This is a genomic window from Mesorhizobium sp. M1A.T.Ca.IN.004.03.1.1, from assembly GCF_003997555.1.
Lineage (GTDB): Bacteria > Pseudomonadota > Alphaproteobacteria > Rhizobiales > Rhizobiaceae > Mesorhizobium.
This window is the reverse complement of sequence record NZ_RZTV01000009.1, coordinates 138,592-158,649: the sequence shown is the minus strand read 5'-3', so window position 1 is coordinate 158,649 and position 20,058 is coordinate 138,592. Positions and strand designations below refer to the sequence as shown.

Annotated in this window: 13 protein-coding genes and 8 pseudogenes; 9 read left to right on the top strand and 12 right to left on the bottom strand. The window is 59.0% G+C overall.

Features of this window, described 5'->3' with window-relative positions:
- Positions 1–264 precede the first annotated feature (264 nt).
- Positions 265–915: pseudogene (locus EOD29_RS24390) on the top strand (MobA/MobL family protein); the annotation flags it as partial.
- Between the two features lie 2 nt (positions 916–917).
- A pseudogene (locus EOD29_RS24385) lies at positions 918–1,594 on the top strand (carbon-nitrogen hydrolase family protein); the annotation flags it as partial.
- Between the two features lie 98 nt (positions 1,595–1,692).
- Here EOD29_RS24385 and EOD29_RS24380 read toward each other — a convergent pair.
- The 10 genes and pseudogenes from EOD29_RS24380 to EOD29_RS37235 form a co-directional block, all read right to left on the bottom strand.
- Positions 1,693–2,862 carry an MFS transporter gene (locus tag EOD29_RS24380; RefSeq protein WP_127248145.1) on the bottom strand — a complete coding sequence of 390 codons (1,170 nt, stop codon included), beginning with the start codon at positions 2,860–2,862 and terminating at the stop codon, positions 1,693–1,695.
- A 248-nt stretch (positions 2,863–3,110) separates the two neighbouring features.
- Positions 3,111–4,247, bottom strand: a complete 1,137-nt coding sequence (locus EOD29_RS24375) for a pyridoxal phosphate-dependent aminotransferase (RefSeq protein ID WP_127248144.1) — start codon at positions 4,245–4,247, stop codon at positions 3,111–3,113.
- Positions 4,234–5,316 carry a fatty acid desaturase gene (locus EOD29_RS24370; protein ID WP_127248143.1) on the bottom strand — a complete coding sequence of 361 codons (1,083 nt, stop codon included), beginning with the start codon at positions 5,314–5,316 and terminating at the stop codon, positions 4,234–4,236. The genes EOD29_RS24375 and EOD29_RS24370 overlap by 14 nt, the downstream gene beginning before the upstream one ends.
- 35 nt (positions 5,317–5,351) lie before the next feature.
- Positions 5,352–6,338 (bottom strand): L-histidine N(alpha)-methyltransferase, encoded by a 987-nt coding sequence (locus tag EOD29_RS24365; protein ID WP_127248142.1) that lies wholly within the window; start codon positions 6,336–6,338, stop codon positions 5,352–5,354.
- Positions 6,338–7,138 carry a hypothetical protein gene (locus EOD29_RS24360; protein WP_127248141.1) on the bottom strand — a complete coding sequence of 267 codons (801 nt, stop codon included), beginning with the start codon at positions 7,136–7,138 and terminating at the stop codon, positions 6,338–6,340. Before EOD29_RS24360 ends, EOD29_RS24365 begins: the two co-directional genes overlap by 1 nt.
- A 449-nt stretch (positions 7,139–7,587) precedes the next feature.
- Positions 7,588–7,978: pseudogene (locus EOD29_RS24355) on the bottom strand (TrbI/VirB10 family protein); the annotation flags it as partial.
- Positions 7,979–8,069: 91 nt separating this feature from the next.
- Positions 8,070–8,939 carry a TniQ family protein gene (locus EOD29_RS24350; protein WP_245475406.1) on the bottom strand — a complete coding sequence of 290 codons (870 nt, stop codon included), beginning with the start codon at positions 8,937–8,939 and terminating at the stop codon, positions 8,070–8,072.
- Positions 8,936–9,819 (bottom strand): annotated as a pseudogene (locus EOD29_RS38035) (TniB family NTP-binding protein). Before EOD29_RS38035 ends, EOD29_RS24350 begins: the two are co-directional and overlap by 4 nt.
- Positions 9,820–9,823: 4 nt before the next feature.
- A complete protein-coding gene (locus EOD29_RS37240; RefSeq protein ID WP_245475405.1) occupies positions 9,824–10,534 on the bottom strand; it encodes a Mu transposase C-terminal domain-containing protein in 711 nt (236 codons plus the stop codon).
- 128 nt (positions 10,535–10,662) lie between these two features.
- Complete coding sequence (locus tag EOD29_RS37235) at positions 10,663–11,223, bottom strand: hypothetical protein (protein ID WP_348630439.1); 561 nt, start codon at positions 11,221–11,223, stop codon at positions 10,663–10,665.
- Between the two features lie 300 nt (positions 11,224–11,523).
- Here EOD29_RS37235 and EOD29_RS24335 point away from each other — a divergent pair.
- Positions 11,524–11,751, top strand: a pseudogene (locus EOD29_RS24335) (hypothetical protein); the annotation flags it as partial.
- A gap of 272 nt (positions 11,752–12,023) precedes the next feature.
- Entirely contained in the window at positions 12,024–12,287 is a 264-nt protein-coding gene (locus EOD29_RS24330; protein WP_127248170.1) for a DUF2285 domain-containing protein, read from the top strand.
- 524 nt (positions 12,288–12,811) lie between these two features.
- On the opposite strand, the gene EOD29_RS24325 is transcribed toward EOD29_RS24330, so the two are convergent.
- A complete protein-coding gene (locus EOD29_RS24325) occupies positions 12,812–13,723 on the bottom strand; it encodes a DMT family transporter (protein WP_127248140.1) in 912 nt (303 codons plus the stop codon).
- A gap of 134 nt (positions 13,724–13,857) precedes the next feature.
- Here EOD29_RS24325 and EOD29_RS24320 point away from each other — a divergent pair, with 134 nt between their 5' ends.
- The 5 genes and pseudogenes from EOD29_RS24320 to EOD29_RS24300 all read left to right on the top strand — a co-directional run bounded on the left by EOD29_RS24320 (position 13,858) and on the right by EOD29_RS24300 (position 19,917).
- Entirely contained in the window at positions 13,858–14,742 is an 885-nt protein-coding gene (locus EOD29_RS24320; protein WP_245475415.1) for a LysR family transcriptional regulator, read from the top strand.
- A 455-nt stretch (positions 14,743–15,197) separates the two neighbouring features.
- Positions 15,198–16,264, top strand: a pseudogene (locus EOD29_RS24315) (RHE_PE00001 family protein).
- A gap of 172 nt (positions 16,265–16,436) precedes the next feature.
- Positions 16,437–17,027, top strand: coding sequence for a helix-turn-helix transcriptional regulator (locus tag EOD29_RS24310; RefSeq protein WP_127248138.1), 591 nt, complete (start codon positions 16,437–16,439; stop codon positions 17,025–17,027).
- A pseudogene (locus tag EOD29_RS24305) lies at positions 17,008–18,226 on the top strand (HipA N-terminal domain-containing protein). The gene EOD29_RS24310 and the pseudogene EOD29_RS24305 overlap by 20 nt, the downstream one beginning before the upstream one ends.
- Before the next feature lie 14 nt (positions 18,227–18,240).
- The gene (locus EOD29_RS24300; protein ID WP_127248137.1) at positions 18,241–19,917 is read left to right on the top strand and encodes an ATP-binding protein; all 1,677 of its coding nucleotides are present in this window, start codon (positions 18,241–18,243) and stop codon (positions 19,915–19,917) included.
- Here the strand turns inward: EOD29_RS24300 and EOD29_RS24295 are convergent.
- Positions 19,881–20,024, bottom strand: a pseudogene (locus EOD29_RS24295) (transposase domain-containing protein); the annotation flags it as partial. The gene EOD29_RS24300 and the pseudogene EOD29_RS24295 sit on opposite strands and share 37 nt — an antisense overlap.
- Between the last annotated feature and the right edge of the window lie 34 nt (positions 20,025–20,058).

Below are 20,058 nucleotides of genomic sequence, written 5' to 3'. Positions count from 1 at the left end.
TGCAATTCGGAAGCCTGAAAAGTAGACTATTCCTATGCGATATCAGCGGCTTCCGAATTCTTCACGGCCGACTAAAAAGCACGTCCGAAGGAACGTGCAGATTTGCACGTCGGCAAGGCCGACACTTTGGAGGATCATCCCGCCGTTCCGAAGGAGCGGATCCAAGGGCGCAATTATACGTCGCTGATGCGACGCCTTGCGTAGAGCCCGAACGGGCCGGCTGCTCCCGACGAACGAGGTTCGTGTTCGGGAGTTTTCGTCGCCGTGGCCATCGCCCACTTCTCCGTCAGCATCGTCAGCCGCGGCGACGGCCGCAGTGCGGTGCTGTCGGCGGCCTATCGGCACTGCGCGAAGATGGAGTTCGAGTGCGAAGCCCGTACCAGTGACTATTCCCGCAAGCCGGGCCTGGTGCATGAGGAGTTCCTGCTGCCCGCCGATGCGCCGCATTGGGCGCGCAAGCTGATCGCGGACCGGTCCGTCACTGAAGCGGCGGAGGCCTTCTGGAATAAGGTCGAGGCCTTCGAGAAGCGCGTCGACGCGCAGCTCGCCAAGGATGTCACCATCGCCCTGCCGCTGGAGCTATCGGCCGAACAGAACATCGCGCTCGTCCGAGACTTCGTGGAAACGTACTTTCTGTCGAAAGGCATGGTCGCCGACTGGGTCTACCACGACAATCCTGGCAATCCGCACATCCACCTTATGACCACGTTGCGGCCGCTCACTGAGGACGGTTTTGGGGCGAAGAAGGTAGCTATAGCTAGGCTGGGTGAGGACGGCAAGTCGCTCAGGACGAAATCCGGAAAGATCGTCTACGAGTTATGGGCCGGCGACGCACACGACTTAAACGCGTTTCGCGATGGCTGGTTTGAACGGCTGAACCATCATCTGGCGCGGAATGGAGTCTCTTTGCGCGTCGTTTGTTTCCGGGATGGGGATGGTGGGGGCTCGTTGCGACTGCCGCTGGCCTCGCGATGATGACATCGCGATACTGGCCGGCAGCCGTCATTGCCCTGGCAGGCTTTTGGCTCTGGTCCGCCGCAACGTGGACAGGCTCATCCCTACCGGACGGTTGGGAGGGCGTCGATCTCAAACTCGGCCAGAGCCTCGGGCGCGAGAGTTCGTTCGAGCATCAGCGTGGCCTGATTACAACGTTTCGCGCCCGGGCAGCCCAGGGAAGCCGATTCATCGTTCTTCCCGAAAGCGCACTGAGCTTTTGGATGCCGACCGTCGCGCATCTCTGGCAGGAGGCCTTACGCGGATCGGACATCACCGTGATCGCCGGCGCGGCCGTGATCGACGCGGCCGGCCACGACAACGTTATGGTGGCGATCTCCGCCGCGAGGTGCTCATCCTCTATCGCGAACGCATGCCGGTGCCGGTCTCCATGTGGCAGCCGTGGCGGGGCTGGATCGGGCAGGGCGGCGGAGCGCGAGCCTACCTTTTTGCTAATCCCATCGTTGAGCTCGCGGGCACGAGGATCGCGCCGCTGATCTGCTACGAGCAGCTCATCGTCTGGCCGGTGCTGCAGTCCATGCTTCATTCTACGGACATCGTCGTGGCGACTGGCAACGGATGGTGGACCGCCGGCACCGCCACCAATGGACGGTTGAAGAGCTTCGCCCAGGCGATTGCGCTGGCCTGCTTTCATCCCAGGGTGACTTTTGTTCACCAATGGACAAGTAGTTCCCAATTTCAAGGCTTCACACAATCCGGCTCGACCGGCCGGAATAGCCAGAGGCCACCGCAGAGCACCGTCAGATAGACAGCCGCGGCTGCCCCGAATAAGCCCTGTGCCCCAAGCCCATTCATCATGCCGCCGGCCAAGGCAGGGCCGATCATGGCGGCCAGAGCATAGACCGAGGCAAGGGCGGCGGTGGCCGCCGCCAGCTTCTCAGCCTGGAAGCGGTCACCGATCAGCGCAAGCGCAGCGGTGTAGAGTCCATAATTGGCGCCGCCCCAGACCAGCATCAGCCCGGCTACGGGCCAGAACCCCATATCTGATCCGTAGACCAGCGCCAGTGTGCAGGCAAGTGATAGCCCGCAGCAACCAAGCACCGTGCGGCGGCGGCCGGCCCGGTCCAGCGCCAGCCCGATCAGCGGCTGCCCGATCACCAGGCCGACATGGAATATCGTGGCGAGCAGCACCGCCTGCGAGACATTAAAATCTTGATCGAGCATGATGACCGGCATCAGGCTGATCGCGACGGCATCAATCATCGATGCGATAAAGAGAAAGCCAAAGGCTAAAGGGAAGGCGGTGATCGCCGACACAATGTGTCGCGCCGATCCTGGCCCGACCAAGCGGCTGACCGGCCGTTCCACCGCGGCGAAAGGAACCAGCGTCATCAGCGCTATCGCGGCGCAACCGAGGAGAAGCGTGGCCGGGCGGTCGGGCATCAGCGCTATCATCGCGGGACCGAGCACGAAACCAAGGGCATTGGCAGCAGTATAGATGCCCATAATGAGCCCGCGCCGCTCTGGGGCTGCGGAGGCGTTCAGCGCCGTTTCGGCGACGATAAACGTAAGACCCGCCCCGCAGCCCAAAATCATGCGGGCCGCGAACACCGGCCAGAAGTCCCGCAAAAATGCCAGCACGATGAGCGCGGCCGCCATCAACCCCACACCTGCCAGCGCCGTTCGACCCGCGCCCAACCCGCGGCCGAGGCCGGGCACCAGCAACACGCCGGTCATGAGGCCTAGACCGGTTGCCGCCGTATTCAGGCCATTGAGCGCGCCCGACACGCGATCCGATAGCAAGAGACCCAGAAGCGGATAGGTGGTGCCCATCGCCAAGCCGAACATGGTCACGCCCAGGATCAGCGCGATGATTATCCTGTTTTGGGGGTTCTGCGGTCGCGCCATGAATCCTCCTGATGGGGTCTTGAGAAAACCGGCTCGGCACGACACACGTCTCGTTGACGACTACACCGCTCACAACTTCCAAAAGCGCGAAGACTTCTTCCCAGGATATCGAAGCGTCGCCTCAAAAGGCGTGCTTCACTCCGTTCTCGACCTTTAACGGGCCATCAAAGCGTTTCCTCGCCGCCCCGAACGCGGGAACATCGTGTAGATCCCATCTAGTTGTCCAAAGTCGCTTAGCAGGTACTAGCCTAGGGACCCGATCGATGGACGATATCAATGCTCTCCAGACATCTAATCAGCTGCTCTCCCGGCACGGCTAGATTAATCCTCACGTGCATTGGGTGATCAAAGAACCGACCGGGCGTAACTAGAATCCGCTCCGCCAAGAGCAAATGCTCGGCGATACGTCCATCCATTGGGGCAAGCTTTGGAAAGACCGTCACCCCACCGTCGGGCGTCGTCATAGTCTCGCAACTGGCGGAGCGATACGCCCACTCGGAGAAAATCTCAAAATTTTCAATCACTTTGTCCTTCCATAGACTAATTATGTTTTCGTGTTTGCTGAGAATATGCAGTGCCATTGCGTCGAGAACGGGCGGCACCGAGAATGTAAACAGATTTTTGGTCTCATGAGCGGCAGAGATCACGTCACGTCGTCCTCTGAGCCAGCCGATGCGGAGGCCGGGAGCGCCATAAGTTTTGCAGAGGGAACCAGCACCGAGCGTCAATTCGTAGCTAGCCAACATGTCCAAAGCTCGCCGACACTTTCCCTCCCAGTCGATAAAACGGTACGTCTCATCAACTAGGATGTCGCAGCCCTGCTTACTTGCGATATCGATTAACCCAAGAACATCGTGCTCACCGAGTGCGAATCCAGTTGGATTATTGGGAATGGTTACCACAATGCACAGCGTGTCACTTCCAACGTACCTTTCGATTTGCTCCAGATCCAGCCCGCTCGGACAGCAAACGTCCATACCGACCCGAAGAACCTCAAATCCGAGGAACGTCGGAATATCCACCAGTGTGTGGAATGTCGGCGTTACGACCACAACCTTCCGCCGACGTTGCAGGCCTGTGAGAAAGTACAACCCAAGGGCCTCTGTCGCGCCATAGGTAATTAGGACCTCATCCTCCTTGCACTGAAGAAGCTGCCCAATACGCCGACGGAGGGCAATAGAACCAACGGTGTCATTGTACTTTCCGAAGGGCATGCCGTAGATAACTTCACCCGATCCCATTTGAAGGTTCACGAGATCAAACGCTTCGTCGACCACCCCGCTGCCACTTAGATCATGGTCGGCGCCTCCGCCTAGCTCCAGCCATTGATCGAAATTGGTTCGGATTAGCGCATTCAAGGCACGCTCCGACTCAGTGTTTTGCATCGTTCTGCTCTCCCCTTTCGAACCTCGCTCGGTTCTGCTGTAAAAGAAGCTGAACTATCGACGAGCTGCCATCCGCCCCTCGTTGAAACAGGCCACCAGTCTCTTCGCAGTGAGAGCGATAAATGGGATCTTTGAGCCGTGCCAAATGCGCTTTTCGCAGGAGCCAACAGGGCGTTCTTGCGTCGAGATGATGATCCAAGTGGTAGTGATCGTTGTTGATGCCGAACAGCCATTTCTCTATGTGGCGGCTTCGACGATTCCGGGTCATATGGACGTCGAGGGTGCGGCCCTCTGTGGACGTGGTGTGCTCAGATAGCTCAATGAACCATCCTATCACGGGCAGTGCAGTTACGAACGGTATGATCCAAAATAAAAGAAAGAGCGGCAGGAGGCCTAAAAACGCCATTGCGCCGAGCAGGGCGGACCAAAAGGCCAAAAATCCTAGTAGCTCCCGTAGTGTGGAGCTCCGCTCAACAAAGGACATTCCGGATCCGCGCGTCAGGGCTGCTTTCACGGCGCCCACGCGATTTGCGACCAGATAGCGAATGTATCGCCAATTACCTGCCCCTAACATCGGTAGCAGAACAACTTGCAGGAAGAAATCACGATCGGACCGTGGACGGAAAATGCCCTCTTGGGCGAAGAAGGCCAGATCGGGATCCTTATCCAAGCGTCCTAAATAGGGATGATGAAACCGGACGTGCGATTTGCGGTAAGAAGTAAAAAACTGCATAACCATCCACGACATAACATAGCCTGCAGCTTCGTTGAGAAGTTTGTTGCGGGCAAAAACCCAGTGAGAGGCGTCGTGCACAAGTGTGGAAATGGCGCGCTGGCGGGAGGCGATGACAATTATGGAAACGGGCGTTAACCACCATGAAAGAAGTACTGGCAATGCAGCGAATGCCAAAATGATAACCAGATCCTTGCCTAAGAAAAAAATGCCATGCCAGTTGTCAGTCGTCAGCGCCCTCACCTCGTCTTTGATGTCGCGAGAGAACCGATGTGCTACAAAGCGAGATGGCGGCTCGAGGAATTTGCTGACAATTATTTCTTCTGTCGGAGCCATTTCTATCTTCCTATTCAACGAACAATATTGCACATTCACTTAGCGAAGGCGAACAATCCATATCGGAATTCTGGATGAACCCATTTCTTCAACAACAAAAACTCAGCATCCTTAAACTCTCTTGCGATTTCCTCTTCTTTGAATTTCTTCATACGTTCGAGAAAAATCCGTTCATCCCGCTCCAATTCGAGCACTAGCCCTAGAGCTGGAATGTTAACTGTCTGATTGATTGTGCTACGCAGGTGAACCAGCACCTCATTGGTGTCAGTATTGAATTCTGCCTCGTACACGAAATTGTCCGTATTAAAATTAGAGCCAAAACGGGCGTTCAAGTGATTTAGCGCGTTCAGAGAGGACGCTGCACCAAATCCGGCCTTATCGTTATAGGCAGCGTGAAATGTTTCCGCCGACTTGGCGAGGTCTGCGCCGACAAGGAACACTTCGCGGTCTGCAATCGACCGACCGACGGTCCTGATAAGGTCTTGACGCTCATTGATGCTCATGTTGCCGATTGTACTACCAAGAAGTGCGAAAGCCCGCTTTCGGCCATCCGCCATTTCATAGGTTTTTTCGTCGAGGAACGACCCAATTATACCCACCGCGTGAACGTTCGGAATTGATCGCGTGAGCGCGGGAAGCGCGCGCTCTAGCGCCGCGGCGTCGATATCAATCGCTGCGTACTTAATCGATGTCTTTCGCCCGGCCAGTGCCCGAATGACGACTTCACTTTTGCGGCAGTTGCCGGCGCCAAGCTCGACGATAGTGTCAGCGTTCTGCAACTGGGCTATTTCGGCCGCATAGCTGACGAGGAGCTCGTACTCCGCTCGAAATAAATAATATTCTTGTTGTTCGCACTGTTGTTCGAACAGGCGCCCGCCGACTTCATCGTAGATGTATGCAGGCGGAACGCTGCGTGGCCTGCCGAGAAGACAAGTCTTCAGGGCTTCTGGATCAAAGGGATTAATCGAGCTGCCCCGCACCTTACGCCAGGACAAACGCGAATAAACATCAGAGGGGGGCATTATAATGATCTCCCGTAGAAGAGCTGGCGATCGTAGTCCGTGAGTACTGTGTCATGGCGTTCGGAGAAGCTGAGTATACCAATTAATCGCGGTGTCTCTCCGGTCACTTGCGTGACTCGGTGCAGCAACTTATTGCCGCGAATTATTACGAGAGTGCCAGGGGACACGCGAGCCACATTAGAGTACGAGTTGTGCATGGAAAGATATTCGCCAACGCGCGCGTAATCGTATTTATTCGGGAGTAAAGAGAGTGGAATATATTCAAATTCCCCTCCTGACTCGGACTGTTGGAGTAGGAGGGTCACCGAGTAGTTCGGCTCATCATAATGCCAGCCGAGTTCATCGCCACTGTTGAATATCAAGGCATTTACCGAGCCAAGCTTATCGGCGAGAAAGTGTAAATCCGTACCAGCTATTGCGCTTATAAGGTCGACGAAACGTTTGGATCTATATAGAGAGGACAGTGGGAATCGCGAGGGAAGTTGATCCGCAGCGAGGGTGCCTACTCGGTTGTACACGGTGGCGCGTAGCGGATGATCGGGTGCAGACTCCTCGTCTGGAGGGGTCAAGTATATAGTTGATCTTGTTTCTTTGCGGTACGCTTCTCCTTTGGTCGTGGTGAGCAATTCGACACACTCCGCTAGCGTCTGAGGGAGAAGGAAATTCTCTATTTGACAAATACCGAGGTCTGCGAGGAGCTGGCCATGGTGGCTAATCTCTTCGCGCGAAAGGGTGCGGGTTCTGTCGTTGGCATCGGCCGTGGAAGAAGGTCGGCTTGGGTGCTGAGGTACTTTGGTCATCTAGCGCTCCGCTGGTTGGCACGTTCTTTCTGCGGTGTCACATCCGTGTGCAGCTCGTCTCACATCGACTCTATCAACACACCAACTGCATCAAGAAGTGTGCCATTTGGCTGACGGACCTTATGGGGAATATTGTGCCTTCCTTCAGATGTTGTTTGTCGCTGACCCGACGAATCGGACGCAAGATGTCGGGATCATGACGATGGGTGACAGCCTCCCGGCGGCCGCTGGAGGCAATTTTGGGCTCTCCCAATCGGAGGAGCTTCAATGCGGACGCGCTGAAGGCGATTGTCTGATGCGCGACCTCGAGAATGCCCGTCTCATACAGATCACAAGGAATTGCAGCGCCCGCTTCGGCCCGAAGAGCCTGAGACGCTCCCATGGATCAGCTACTGCTGGGGTCACTCAGCGGTAGGTAAACCTCGATCCACCCGTACACCATCCTCCCGTCAACCTTTGTAGGTGCCCGGAAACAAGATGTCCTGATCGACGACCACATTGAATTGTAGCCAGGGCGGATCTCGAGCGTCGGCTGCACGTCCATGTTTCTCTGAATGGTTCGATCGACCACACGCCCGAATGTCTCCGCGAAATTCCGTCTTGTGGCATCCGAGGCCGTGTCTTGCGTCGCGAGTGTGGAGCTCTGCGGAATTGCCATGTCCATGTGTCCATGCTCGTGCCGATCACCGCGATGAGGATGGCCGAACCGAAGGTCTGAAGCCACTTCCGGTCGACTTTGTCCCGGAAGCCGCTAAAGCCTTGAGTATCAGTGCCTGCCATACCGCCGATCCGGAGGTTGGAACCGTTCGGGAAGATGATGTCCGTCCAGACGATGAGTACGCTGTCGCACTGCACTTAAATGTAAGAATGCGCCTGTTTAGACTTAGACGGGACGCTGCGCTTAATTGCGAGAATGACCGAGCTCTGAGTCTCAAATTAACCACAACTGCTGTGAACCGGACGGCAACGGGTTTTGGGCAAGAAGATAGTCAACGACAATGCCGAAGCGGGTGCGGTTTTCACCTATCGTACGGGCGTGAAGCATCTCGAGCATCGCAGGCCCGGCGCGCTCGACGATGGCGACGCCGGCCAGCAATCCTGGGCGCAGGTTAAGGGGCAGGATCGGGTTAGCCGCGGAAGGAAGCGGCTTCCCCCATTCCACGGCGGCAGCGTCGAATTCAGGCACGATGATGCCAAGCATCCTAGCGCCACCAATCCGCTTCTCCGGTCCAAGGGTCTTCGGATCACGCCGCATCAGGAGGAGCCGCACGATGTCAAGCGGCGATGCCCAGGCCCGAACGCCTTGCTCCGCCTCGTCATCGATCAGTCGTTCGCCATGGAGAGCGGCACTCCGATAGTTGCAGAAAGGGGAGGGGATTTCGTGTTCGTCGCTGTCGTGAAGCGGGCCCCCGCACAACGGGCATATGATGCGCCATCCCAGCAGTTGGCTTCGCAGGGTCGGCTTCGGGTCGCTGTCGCTGGAGATGCAGTTCGGGCAGGTATGCGCCGGCTTGGCGGCGATCAGCCGGCGTGATGTATGCGCGACATTGCTAAAGGTCATCCGGCGCAAGGTGTGCGGCTCTGTGGCGAAAGGTTTCGCGAGATGGCGAAGCTGACCGTCGGCCAGATAGAGATCCGCGGCGCGCAGTGAAGAGGCTTTCGGCAAACAATGCCGGAGCATGATGAGCGGCGGGACGCCATAGAATGCCGCATGCCGACTGATCCAGGAAGACAACAGCTCATCGGGGACGGGTGGCAGTATGATTGGTAACTGCCGTTGTGGCTCGACATCCGGCATCATGCGAATGCCGCTTCGCTGTCGAACTCGGGCTCCCAATTCTCGATCGCCTCGTTTGTGATCTGCTCGCGTCCACTTTCGACGGCCTCGACGGCAAGACCGTTGATCATGTGGAAAATGTTGGCCGTGATGCCCTCGGTGATCTGGAGCATCCGGCGCAGGGATTTCGCAGTGAGCACCGACGGATTGCGCAGCGGCGTGTTGCGCAGGATCGATGCGACAAGGGCTTCGAACTGTTCGTTGGCCGCCCATCGGTTCAAGGTGAGCTGCTCGAACCGGCGCGCCAGCTGGACATCGCCGCTGATCGCCTCGCGCGCTTCGTTGACGCCGAAGCAGACGAGCGAGATCTGCAGACGGTTGCTGAGGAAGCGCAGCGTGTTCAGCACGATCCGTTGCTCGCGGTAGGCGCCGGCGAGGATGTTGTGGACCTCGTCGATGACCAGCACCTGCACGCCGATCCGCCTCCATGATCCGCAACGCCGCCTGCTCCATCTGGGCGATGTCGGCGCGCGGGCGCTGCGGTGCGCCGAGCAGAGTAAGCAGTTCGGCGTAGAATCGTCGTTCCCCGGGCCGGCTGGTCATTTCCATAGCAAGGACCGGCGTCCTCAATGTTCCGGTCACGGGATTGAACCGCGGCGGATGTTCGTCCCGAAACCGCTTCATGATCATGGTCTTGCCCATGCCGCTGTCACCGTAGATGGCGACCGAAGGCATTCGCGTGCCGCGCGGATGATCCAACAAGCGGCTCAGCCGATCGAGGAGCCTGCTTCGCTCGCGGGTAGAGCACCCATCGTCGCGATCGTATCGCGCGGATGCGTCGCTCGTCGCTTTCGGCAAGGAGCGCCGCAGCGGCGGGTGTCAGATGGGAGGTCTCATCATTCATTCGCTCAATTCGCATCCTCGACAAAGGGTACGGGTTTGCTCGAATCGACGCCGCGAAGCGAGCCCCAACCGCCGTCATCCACTTTGGATTTCGAGCCGCGTGCTTTCGCGTGTCGTGCCGCGGCCGTTTTCTTCGCTGCGACCTCGACCAGTTCACGCTGCGCCATAGCGGTGCGGATGATCGAGCGCATATCGACCTCTCGCCGTCCTTTCTCCAGCAAGGTGCGCCGAGCGGTCTGCGCCTCCCGAAGAGTTACCGATGGCAAGGTCACATCAGCGTAACGGGCCTCCACGAAGTTGCCGGATGGCCGCCGAACGAAAACGCGTGACATGTCGCGCGGATCATACTTGACGAGGAGCCGGCGCTTTGACCGTCCGACATCCGCGCTTAGCGCAGGGGACCAGTACCGCAAGCCGAACAGGTGAATGCCGTCCGGCCGCAACGTGCGTTCTTCCTCGGGCAAAAATGTCAGCCAGAAGCGCATCCGGTCCTGCGGCAGTCGGAGCGGGATCTCACCCTCGTCCTCTCTCCACACGGCAATCGGCGGTCGGCCGAGGCCGCTGTGGATCGATTGATGGCAGGAGCCAACGACTTCGAGCGCGATGTAGCGCTCAAGCTCCCGCAACGTCAGGGAGGCGTGGCGCTTGGGATCATAGTCGCCGAGTTCCTCCGCGTTGCTGAACGTCGTGCCGGGCATGAGGTGCAGCGCCCCCATCTGCGTTCCGATTAACCGCTCGATATGGCCGCCATAGTGCGGCTCGCCCGCTGGTCGCCAGACTATCTTGATCCCGGCATCCTGGCATCCCCGCTCAAAGAGGCGGCTGCGGAAGTCGGGGCCATTGTCTACGTGCAGCGTTTCCGGTGTGCCGGCGGCCAGGGTTCGTTTATGTCGCGCTCCCTCAGCCAGGCCGACTTGTCGAACACGGAATGCAGCAGGCAGAGACTGGTTGACAGCCGAGACGGCGCCTCTGTCGCCAGGTAAAATCCAGGCACCATGCGGCTGCAAACGTCCAATGCCAGCGTCAGCCACGGGCGGCCGATCGGCGTTCGCGTCTCCTCATCGACGACGAACACATCGGCCTTCGTGTGGTCGATCTGGACAATCTCCAATGGTCGTGAAGCGGAATACTCACCGGGCGTAGCTATCGTCGCCTTTACAATCTTCTTCTCGCCCCTCCGCTTGGCGCGCGTCTCGAGGTCGACGTCCTCAACGCGTGCTTTGATCGTGCGCCAGTTCGGCGACTTGAGCCCCGCAGTCGCGATCGTGGAGCGGATGATCTCTTGCCGCTTTTCGTCGAGGGTCCGAGATCCTTTCGGCCGCCCGCGCGTGCGATCCAGAAGCGATGTGACGGTCCCGCCTTTCCGGAATACCTTGATTAGTCGGTAGATCGTTGCTCGGCTCAACCCGAGTTCTGCCGCGAGCCTCGCGACATCACCAATCGTTGAGCCATCAGGCTGCTGGCGCAGGAAATCGCGGATAGCGTCCGCGCGTCGGCAGGCCTCGTCCCAGCACTGCTGGTCCACCTCATACGGTTAGGTCATTTGCCTCACAACACGGAGATCAACGTGGTGAGTCCTGATTCTCACATTAAGTGCAAATATGTCGCCTCGAATTCTCAAATTAAGTATACAGTCTCAAATTAAGTATTAAACCTCTGAAATAATTGACTTTGCATTCTCATGGCCCCGCAGGTAATGGCACACCAATCTGAGGCGCTGTTTGTGTCGTGTACTGCGTTGCGAGCGGCTCTCGCCGTGCGCGCGATCGAAGCGGCGATTAACCGACCAGTCGTAGCCAGCAACCAGGCGACCTCATGGCAATGCCTGCGCCTGACCGGTGACAATGTTTCACGTCCAAAGTTCGGCCAATTGATGACCCTGCCACTCACAATCCCGCCGTCAGAGGAACCCTTTTATCGGTCCGGACCCTAAGCTCTGGGCCGACTTTCGTCTGTTTGGAATGTGAAATTATGTGAAATTGATGGCCGAGCAGTCGGCCAGAATCGACGGCGAGCCGAACAGTCTTGAGCTTTTTGCAATTCATCCCTAACCTGGAGTTGCATCGCCAAAAGGAGCGCTCATCGCTTCGGCAGGCACTTGCAGACCATGATCGGAATGTCGTCTTGAGACGATATTCCCCTCGGGTTCGGGTAGCCTATCGAAGCGAAATCTTCGACCAGTTGTTTCCGGAGCCCGATATCGTGATGAAATACACAGACGTTGAACCAGGTCTTAAAGATGAAGTCCCCTGGTCGGACAGCCTGACCGCCTACGACAAGGAGCACTTCAAGACCTACTTGAGGTTCCTGGACGCCTCTGCTGACGATGCCAGTTATGAGGAGATGGCGCAGGTCATCCTCGGCATCGATCCGGCGGAAGAGCCGGTGCGCGCGCGGAAAGCCGCGAGAAGCCATCTCGATCGGGCGAACTGGATGATGACGACCGGTTACAAGGAGTTGTTCGCGTAAATGAGGGTGAACGGGCGGCGACACACGCTGCGTGTTCAGACGTGATCACGGCGTCCGCCACAAGAATGGCATGACATCCGGGCCTGCGGGATTGCAGGCTTCCGCTGACGTCTATTCATTGTCAAACTCCGCTCCTCGTACAGGCAGAAGATTCGCTGCGCCGATGCGTCTGTGCGTGGCCATGCAGGTCGGGGTCAGAACAAGATTTGTACGAAATCGTACGTTTAGCCGGGAAAATCATTTCGAGAACCGCCACCCATGCCTAAATGGCGGCATACGTCGCTTTGTCCGCCTAAAAGCTGATACTCGTCGTGCATGATAAACCACGGAAAACATGAGCGATTTTTCTTAGCGTACAATTTTGCACAAATCTTGTTCTGACCCCGTACTGTCCAAGCCGGGAAGATTCCGAAAGGCACCAAAGTCGTCGCAGACTTTTGCAGCGTGCGAAGGTCAAGAAGTTTTGCGACAGTCGCAAAGAGCCTGAAGCCGTCATCCGCCCTCGGTGCTCCAATATATCGCCGCTAACGCCGGATGACGATAATCCCGGCCAGCGCGATGAGAACGATACCGAGCATGGAAGCCGCATCCAGACGTTCCGAGAACAGCACTACGCCCCATAGCACTGCGAAGGCCAGATAAGAAAAGTCCCAGGTCGAGATGATCGAGGATGGTCCCAACTGGTAGGCGATGGCCGTGCCCACACTGCCGATCAGCATCGTCATGCTCAAAAGCCCGATCAGCCCCCATTGGGTCCAGCCCATCGCGACCCACTCGCCCATGAACAGGCTTTGCCCGCTCTCGATCCCTGCCATCACGGTCGCCAGGCTCGCGCCACCTCCCAGAACGATCGCTAACAGGTTGAAGATCAGCGCCAGAACGAAGGGGTTTTCGCCGCGACTCTTGGTGCGCGTCAGCACCATCGCCAGAGCGTAGAGAATCGCGGAAACCAGCGGCATCACGGCATGGATGCTAAGATCGCCGGCCTGCGGCTTCAGCATTAGCAGCACACCGACGAAGCCGAGGGCGACTCCGACCCAACCTTGCACACCGACAGGCTCCCTTATCCCGAAGGCCGCAAAAAGGGTGATGAACAGCGGGATCGTGTAATAGACCGCCGCCGCCATCGAGAAGTCGAGGCACGGTAGCGAAGCGTAATAGATCAGCAGGCTCGATAGAAGCAGACTGCTTCGCACGATGACCCAGGCAAGATGGGCTGGGCGCAACGATACCTGCGGAAGGCGCCATTTCAGGATCGAGATCAACAACGGCAGCGTGACGCAGGACCGCAGGAAAATGAACTGCGACAGCGGCATGTCCGAGATCGTGACCTTAATGATCGCATCCGCGATGGAAAGCGTCAGGTCAGTGAAAACCATCGCCGCAACGGCGATGCCCACCCTGTCCGCCTTGGGGGCCGTCTGACTGATCGACATTTTCGCGTTCCCTTCTTCGTGCGCCGAGGCTACCGGGCCGAGAACGTTCCAACAATTCCGGTTATACGGAAAATTTGTCCGTGTTGTTGTACAATGAGCAACGACACGAAAGAGGATGCGGGGCTTTGGACAGCGTGAACGACATGATCCTTTTGGCCGAAGTCGCCGAAACGGGCAGCTTTACCCGTGCCGGGGGGCGGATCGGGATGCCCAAATCCACGGTCAGCCAGCGCATCGCTCAGCTTGAGGCACGTCTGGGACTGCGCCTCCTCAACCGTTCCACCCGGCACGTAAGCCTCACCGGCAGCGGCCAAATCTATCTCGAATACTGCCGCCGTGTTCGCGCAGAGGTCTCGGCCGCGAACATGGCGATGACCAATCTGAAGGAACAGCCTATCGGGACGCTGAAGATCACCTGCCCAGAGGTGACAGCCACCTATTTCATGTCGACCTTCCTACACGGATTTACCACACAGTTTCCCCGGATCGCGGTCGAGCTGATCGCCACGAACCGACATCTCGACATCATCCGCGAGCGGGTTGATTTCGCTTTTCGCGTTGGCACGACCACAGGTCAGGACCTGATCGTGCGGCGTGTCTCGTCGATCAAACGGGTTCTCGTCGCCGCCCCAGCCTATCTGGCGGCTGGCAGTCCTCTTCGGGAACCGACCGATCTTCTACATCACCGCTGCCTGGTGCATGATGCGCAGCCCGAATGGGTGTTCTCGTCAGACGACACACCGATCGTCATGCGGCCGCCTGCGGCCGCGACTTCGGATTCTATGGGGTTTCTGCTGCAATCCTGCATCGCGGGCGGCGGGGTCGCACTCCTTCCCGCTTATGTGTGCCAGCCGTCCGTTGCGGTCGGCCGCCTCGTGGAACTGCTACCGGGCTGGGAAATTCCACCCTATGAAATGATGCTGATCTTCCCCAACCTGAAGAACCAGTCCAAGGCTCAGGTCGCATTCCGCGATTATGTGAATACCTTCGACTTTTCAGCGTTTGTCGTCGGGCGATAGCCGGAACTTCCAGAGGTCCAACGGCCGCTTTGTTCCGCATAGCGGACTATCTGTCGCAAAATTCCTAAAACCCGCGACAGAGCAGTTGACGCTAGGTTTCCGGCCGTTTTCGTATCCCATGTCATTGTCGCAACTAGTAGAAATACCGCGACATGATCTGCGACAAGCCTTGGGCTGCCGACCTGACCTCGACGTCGGCCGAGTGTTCATCGGCTATGCCGTGTGTCGATGCGCGGCCCGGCCATTGACCGGCAGCGCGCCCGGCTGGAACCCTCGGGAGTCAACCACCATCGTTGAATGTCCAGCAGCAACTGTGGTGGCCCATGCGCCCTCACTCCTGATGGCGACGGAATGCGTAAACCAGTTCTCGCGTGTTTAATCGATATGCAATCGAGCGGCCAGTGAAATCGTTAGCGAAAAATCGCGCCTATCGTAGCCGCTATTGAAGTCGGGAAGTGAAAGCGACAGCGGAGGATCAGCTCGCCCGATTGGACGAGCAGGTCCGCCGCAGTCCGGTGGGCGAAGGCTTCGTCGAGCGTGGCCACTTCTTCGATGCCGCGGCGAGCATGTGGGTTGGGGGCGAACTTGTCCATGTCGAGGACCTGGCTCTCCACGACGCGCACATGGATGTGCGAACGCCGACGCATGAATTGACGATCGCCCATCGAATTCTCCGTGCTCGACGGTGGCTCGCGGGAGAGAAGGCCGGTTGGGCCGTAAGCGACGCGGGGGATCGGCGCGCTCACCGGCCATGGGGATCATGAGCAGGAGGCCGGGGCAGGGGAGGGGGCGACACCGGTCGACGAGACGTCAGATATCGACCTCATGAGTGAAGACGATCCGCTTGCTCAGGAACTTGCCAACGTCGATGCGCTCCTTGAGCAGTCGCAACGCCTCCTTGATCGGATGTCCGACGGCAAGAGCGGCCGGCCCGTCCTCGTCGTCGGCGATCTCGTCGTTCGAGATCCCGACTGGGACGAGGAGGATCGCCTGACTCAATGGAAGCGGGTTTTTGCGGCAGTGCGACGATCTTCCCCCGACGCTCGGCGCGGCGCTGATCTGGGATGCCTGGGAATCGCTCGAGCCGATGCAACGGCAGCATTGGCTCGGAAGCCAGCTGGTCAGCGCCTATCTCCGCGCACGAGGGAAGGTCGCCTCGCATCTGTTCGGCTTCAATGTCGGGCTGAAAGTCGTGCCAAGGGAGCGGCGCCGGTCCCCGAACCGTTTGACCCGTCTGCTCGCCTCTGTCGATGCGATGTCAGCGTCGGCCGAGAGCGGCATGAAGGAGATTGCCCGGCTGGCACAGGCTCGCGAGCAAATGACCCGTCGCCTGAACGGCCGCCGCTCGTCGAGCAGCCTGCCGGCGACCATCGAGCTCGTCCTGTCCCGACCGATCGTGTCGGCGCCGATGATCGCGAAGACCGCCAAGGTGACGCAGCGGGGCCCACTCAATCTCATCGGCGAACTCGGCGTGCGCGAGATGACAGGGAGAGGGCGCTATCGAGCGTGGGGCATAATCTAGTGGGCACGGCCGACGTCCGAAGTTTGTCGCATGTTTCGGACAAAAGCGATCTGCTGGCTGATGCAGTTCCCTACATCAAAAACCGACGCTGATTACTATTCTATATCAGGTTGGTTGACTCGTAGATACGGTATCCTTATCATCCGATCTGTTTGATCGAGGATTCTATATCGTGTCCTATCAGAGCGAGAGCCTGATTGCGCAAACTCGCGAGATCCGCGAGGCCTCCGGCGTTAGCCAGCGCGCTCTCAGCGAGCGGGCCGGACTAACGCAAAGCCACATCTCCCAAATCGAGAGCGGCAAGATGGAGCCAGGGCTGTCGAGCTTCATCGACATGACCCGGGCGCTCGATCTCGAGCTCATGCTCGTGCCGAAGAAACTCGTGCCCGCGGTGCTCGGCCTGGTCAAGGCCCAGGCAACGCCCGACATGCACATTCATGCCGGTCAGCCAAACGACAAGCGCTTCGCCCGCGCCGAACGGCTGGTCAAGAAAATGAAGCAGCTCTACGGGAGCTCGGCCGAGCTCGATCGCATCGAGGATACACTGCGTTTCCTGCGGCGGGTGAATCTCAGCGATCAGGAGATGCAGGTCGTGCGCGAACTGATCGCGCGGCTGGAGCGCTATCAGGCGAGCTCACAGGCGGCACCCATTGTCCGCGACATCGCGCAAAACCTGCAGCGGCTGCGCAATTCCATCGCCCATGGCGTGAGCATCGAACCGAAGCCGGCCTACTCACTCGACGATGGAGATGGCGATGCCTGACGTCGCGGTTCTCGACGTGCGGCTCTACGACGAGCCCATCGGCACGCTAACTCACTTGCAGGGCGATCGGACGATCTTTGCCTTCAACGAAGACTATGTCGAAAACCCCGACCGGCCGACCCTCAGCTTGTCGTTCAAGGACAATCTGGGTGGCCTCATTACCAACATTCGCCCGACGCAGCGGGTCGTGCCGCCGTTTTTCTCGAACCTGCTACCCGAGGGCGGCCTGCGGCGCTATCTCGCTGAGCGGGCCGGGGTCAATCAGCAGCGCGAATTCTTCCTGCTCTGGGTCCTCGGTCTCGACCTCCCGGGGGCACTGTCGATCCATCCGGCAGCCGGTGAAGCCCTTCCGCCCGGTGCCGACGAGGATTTGCCGGAGAACGCCAGACCCAACGCCTTGCGCTTTTCGCTTGCCGGCGTGCAGCTCAAGTTCTCCGCGCTGCAGAACGCCGGCAAGGGCGGCGGCCTGACTATTCCCGCTGAGGGCGTCGGCGGATCCTGGATCGTGAAGCTTCCGTCTCAGCAATTTTCCGGCGTTCCGGAGAACGAATTCTCGATGATGACGATCGCCGGCATGATCGGCATGGAGGTGCCGGTCATCAACCTGGTGGCCCTCGATTCGATAGCCGGCATTCCCGAAGGCATTGGCGAGTTACAGGGACAAGCGCTCGCTGTCAGCCGTTTTGACCGCACCGTTGATGGCGCCGTTTTTCGGAGTCTTTCCGGACGACAAGTACAAGCGCGCGAGTTACGCCAATATCGCACGCGTGATTGGCACCGAGGCGGGGGATGCCGGCGCCGCCGAGTTTATCCGCCGCCTCGTGTTCAGCGCGCTGATCGGCAATGGCGACATGCACCTCAAGAACTGGTCGCTGATCTATCCGGACCGGCGAGCGGCTGCGCTCTCGCCGGCCTACGACCTGGTGTCCACCATTCCTTACATGGAGGGCGAGGATACGGCCGCCCTCAATTTCTCTCGAACAAAGAAGATGGCCGAGCTCGATGCTGATGAGCTTCGGCATATGGCGGCCAAGGCGCTTCTACCGGAAAAGCTCGTCATCGACACCGCCACCGAAACCGTCCAGCGATTTCGGCAGGCGTGGGAGGCCGAGAAGAGGAATCTCCCCCTCGCCGCCACAGTCGTAAAGGCGGTCGACGCACACGCTCTGACCGTGCCGCTCTATGGCGAACTCGCATAGGCGGAGGGATTATTTTGACGCAAGCGGCGCGGCGAGCAGCCAATGTACTGGATCCGGCCCAGCTTGTTCGGATCGAAGCCGTGCATCGCGGCTTCCTTTTTCAGCATCTGTACACGGTGCAGTGCCTGCTGTCGGCGGCGACGTTGTCGGTGCAGAGTGTCCAGGTCGAGAGCGACGAAGATGTCGAGGTGCAGTTTGAGGGGCGGCGCATCTACGTCCAGGTGAAGCATCGGAAAGAACCGCTCGCCTGGAACGATATCGAGGAAGCCCTAACGCGCTTTGGAGGACTGCGCGCCGCTCATGAGCGGGGTGAGCGGGACGGAGAGCCAGCGTTCCTGGTCGTCAGCAACGCAGCACCGAACGGCCCTCTCGCCGCTAAGCTCGCCGCGGCCGACTGGCCGGTCGATGTACGCATCGATTGGCCGTCGGCCGATTCAGTCGCCCGAATCCTGCCTGCTCCACCAGCGTCGCTCCTGGAGGCGGCAAAAGCCGCCAGCCAGATGGCGGAAGACCTGCCGTTTGCAACGCTCGCACCGGAAACCCTTGTCTGGAAGCTGGCAGGTCTCGTTTCTCTCGCGGCCACCGGAGAAGACGAGAACCTGGATCACACCTTCCAAGTTGGAGAGCTTCCCCACCTTTTCGAGCAGCTTGTCCTGCAGTTGCAGGATCTGCCACTGCCGCCGTCTCCCTACCGGGTCCAAGAGCACGAACCCGATCTATTGTCGGGAGAGAGGGTCAGGCTGATCGTTGGCTATTCGGGAGCCGGAAAGACGTCGTGGCTGGCGCAGTCTGCGCAACACGCCTCTGGCACTCTGGTCTATCTCGACGTCGGCGACACACCTGGCGCCGCCCTCGCCAACGCCGTCGCCCGTGAAGTCGCTGGGCGCCTGTTTGAGAAGGGTCAAGGCCTTGGACAGGTCTTTCTGCCTGGCGCGTCCGGGCGAGAAATCCTCCAGCTCCTTTCCCGCCGCCTGGCTGACCAGGGCCAGGTCGTAACCGTTGCCCTCGACAATGTTCACCAGCTGCCGGCAGACGATCTGATGGGGGTGATCCAGTCTGCAAGGGACATACGCTTTGTGCTCTTGGGACGTCCCGAAGGCGAAGTCTCCGCCCTCGAGGCGGTTCTGGGCGTCGCCCGCGAGGCCCTCCTGGGATGGGCACCGGATACAGTGGCCGCGGCCGCGCATGATGAAGGCTGCCAGGGCGATGCTGCCGATTGCCAGCGATTGATAGATCTTACCGGCGGGCTTCCGCTCTTCGTTCTGAATGCCATCTCGGTCGCAAAATCCGATTACGATGGTTCGTTAAAGCGGCTATGCGCAGACCTTGCACGATCGGCACACACGAGGGAAATCGCCCAGGACCTCATTCTCGGCCGGGTCTTTGATCGGTTGCCCGAGGCAGTGGCAGACGTCGCCGAACTGCTCAGCCTCTGCGATGCGCCCCTGAGGCGCGAGGAAGTACGGTCCTATGTTGCAGCAGCGGGAGGTCCCGAGCAGGCCGTCTTCAACCGGACCCTTCGCCACTTGGTGAGTCAGGGTCTGCTGCAGGCCTTTGCCAACGACCGGATCAAGCTCCATGACGCGGCACGCGCCGTAGGCAAGGGACGGCTGCTTCTTCACGGCGCTGAAGGGTTGAAAGGTAAGCGCTGTTCTCAGGCCACGGCTTCGAGCTCAGGAGCCCGGATGTAGGCCCATGGCAGCAGATCATCGATCTGGCTGTTGGGATGGTCGTTGACGATCCTGGTGAGGACATCAGCAAGATAGCCGAGCGGCTCGACACCGTTGAGCTTGCAGGTTTATGCCGACCGTCGAACTATGCCGATTGAGCAA

Coding starts and splice junctions, on each gene's coding strand:
- EOD29_RS24380 (WP_127248145.1), bottom strand. CDS start 2,862: ATGGCGCGACCGCAGAACCCCCAAAACAGGATAATCATCGCGCTGATC.
- EOD29_RS24375 (WP_127248144.1), bottom strand. CDS start 4,247: ATGCAAAACACTGAGTCGGAGCGTGCCTTGAATGCGCTAATCCGAACC.
- EOD29_RS24370 (WP_127248143.1), bottom strand. CDS start 5,316: ATGGCTCCGACAGAAGAAATAATTGTCAGCAAATTCCTCGAGCCGCCA.
- EOD29_RS24365 (WP_127248142.1), bottom strand. CDS start 6,338: ATGCCCCCCTCTGATGTTTATTCGCGTTTGTCCTGGCGTAAGGTGCGG.
- EOD29_RS24360 (WP_127248141.1), bottom strand. CDS start 7,138: ATGACCAAAGTACCTCAGCACCCAAGCCGACCTTCTTCCACGGCCGAT.
- EOD29_RS24350 (WP_245475406.1), bottom strand. CDS start 8,939: ATGATGCCGGATGTCGAGCCACAACGGCAGTTACCAATCATACTGCCA.
- EOD29_RS37240 (WP_245475405.1), bottom strand. CDS start 10,534: ATGGGGGCGCTGCACCTCATGCCCGGCACGACGTTCAGCAACGCGGAG.
- EOD29_RS24330 (WP_127248170.1), top strand. CDS start 12,024: ATGAAATACACAGACGTTGAACCAGGTCTTAAAGATGAAGTCCCCTGG.
- EOD29_RS24325 (WP_127248140.1), bottom strand. CDS start 13,723: ATGTCGATCAGTCAGACGGCCCCCAAGGCGGACAGGGTGGGCATCGCC.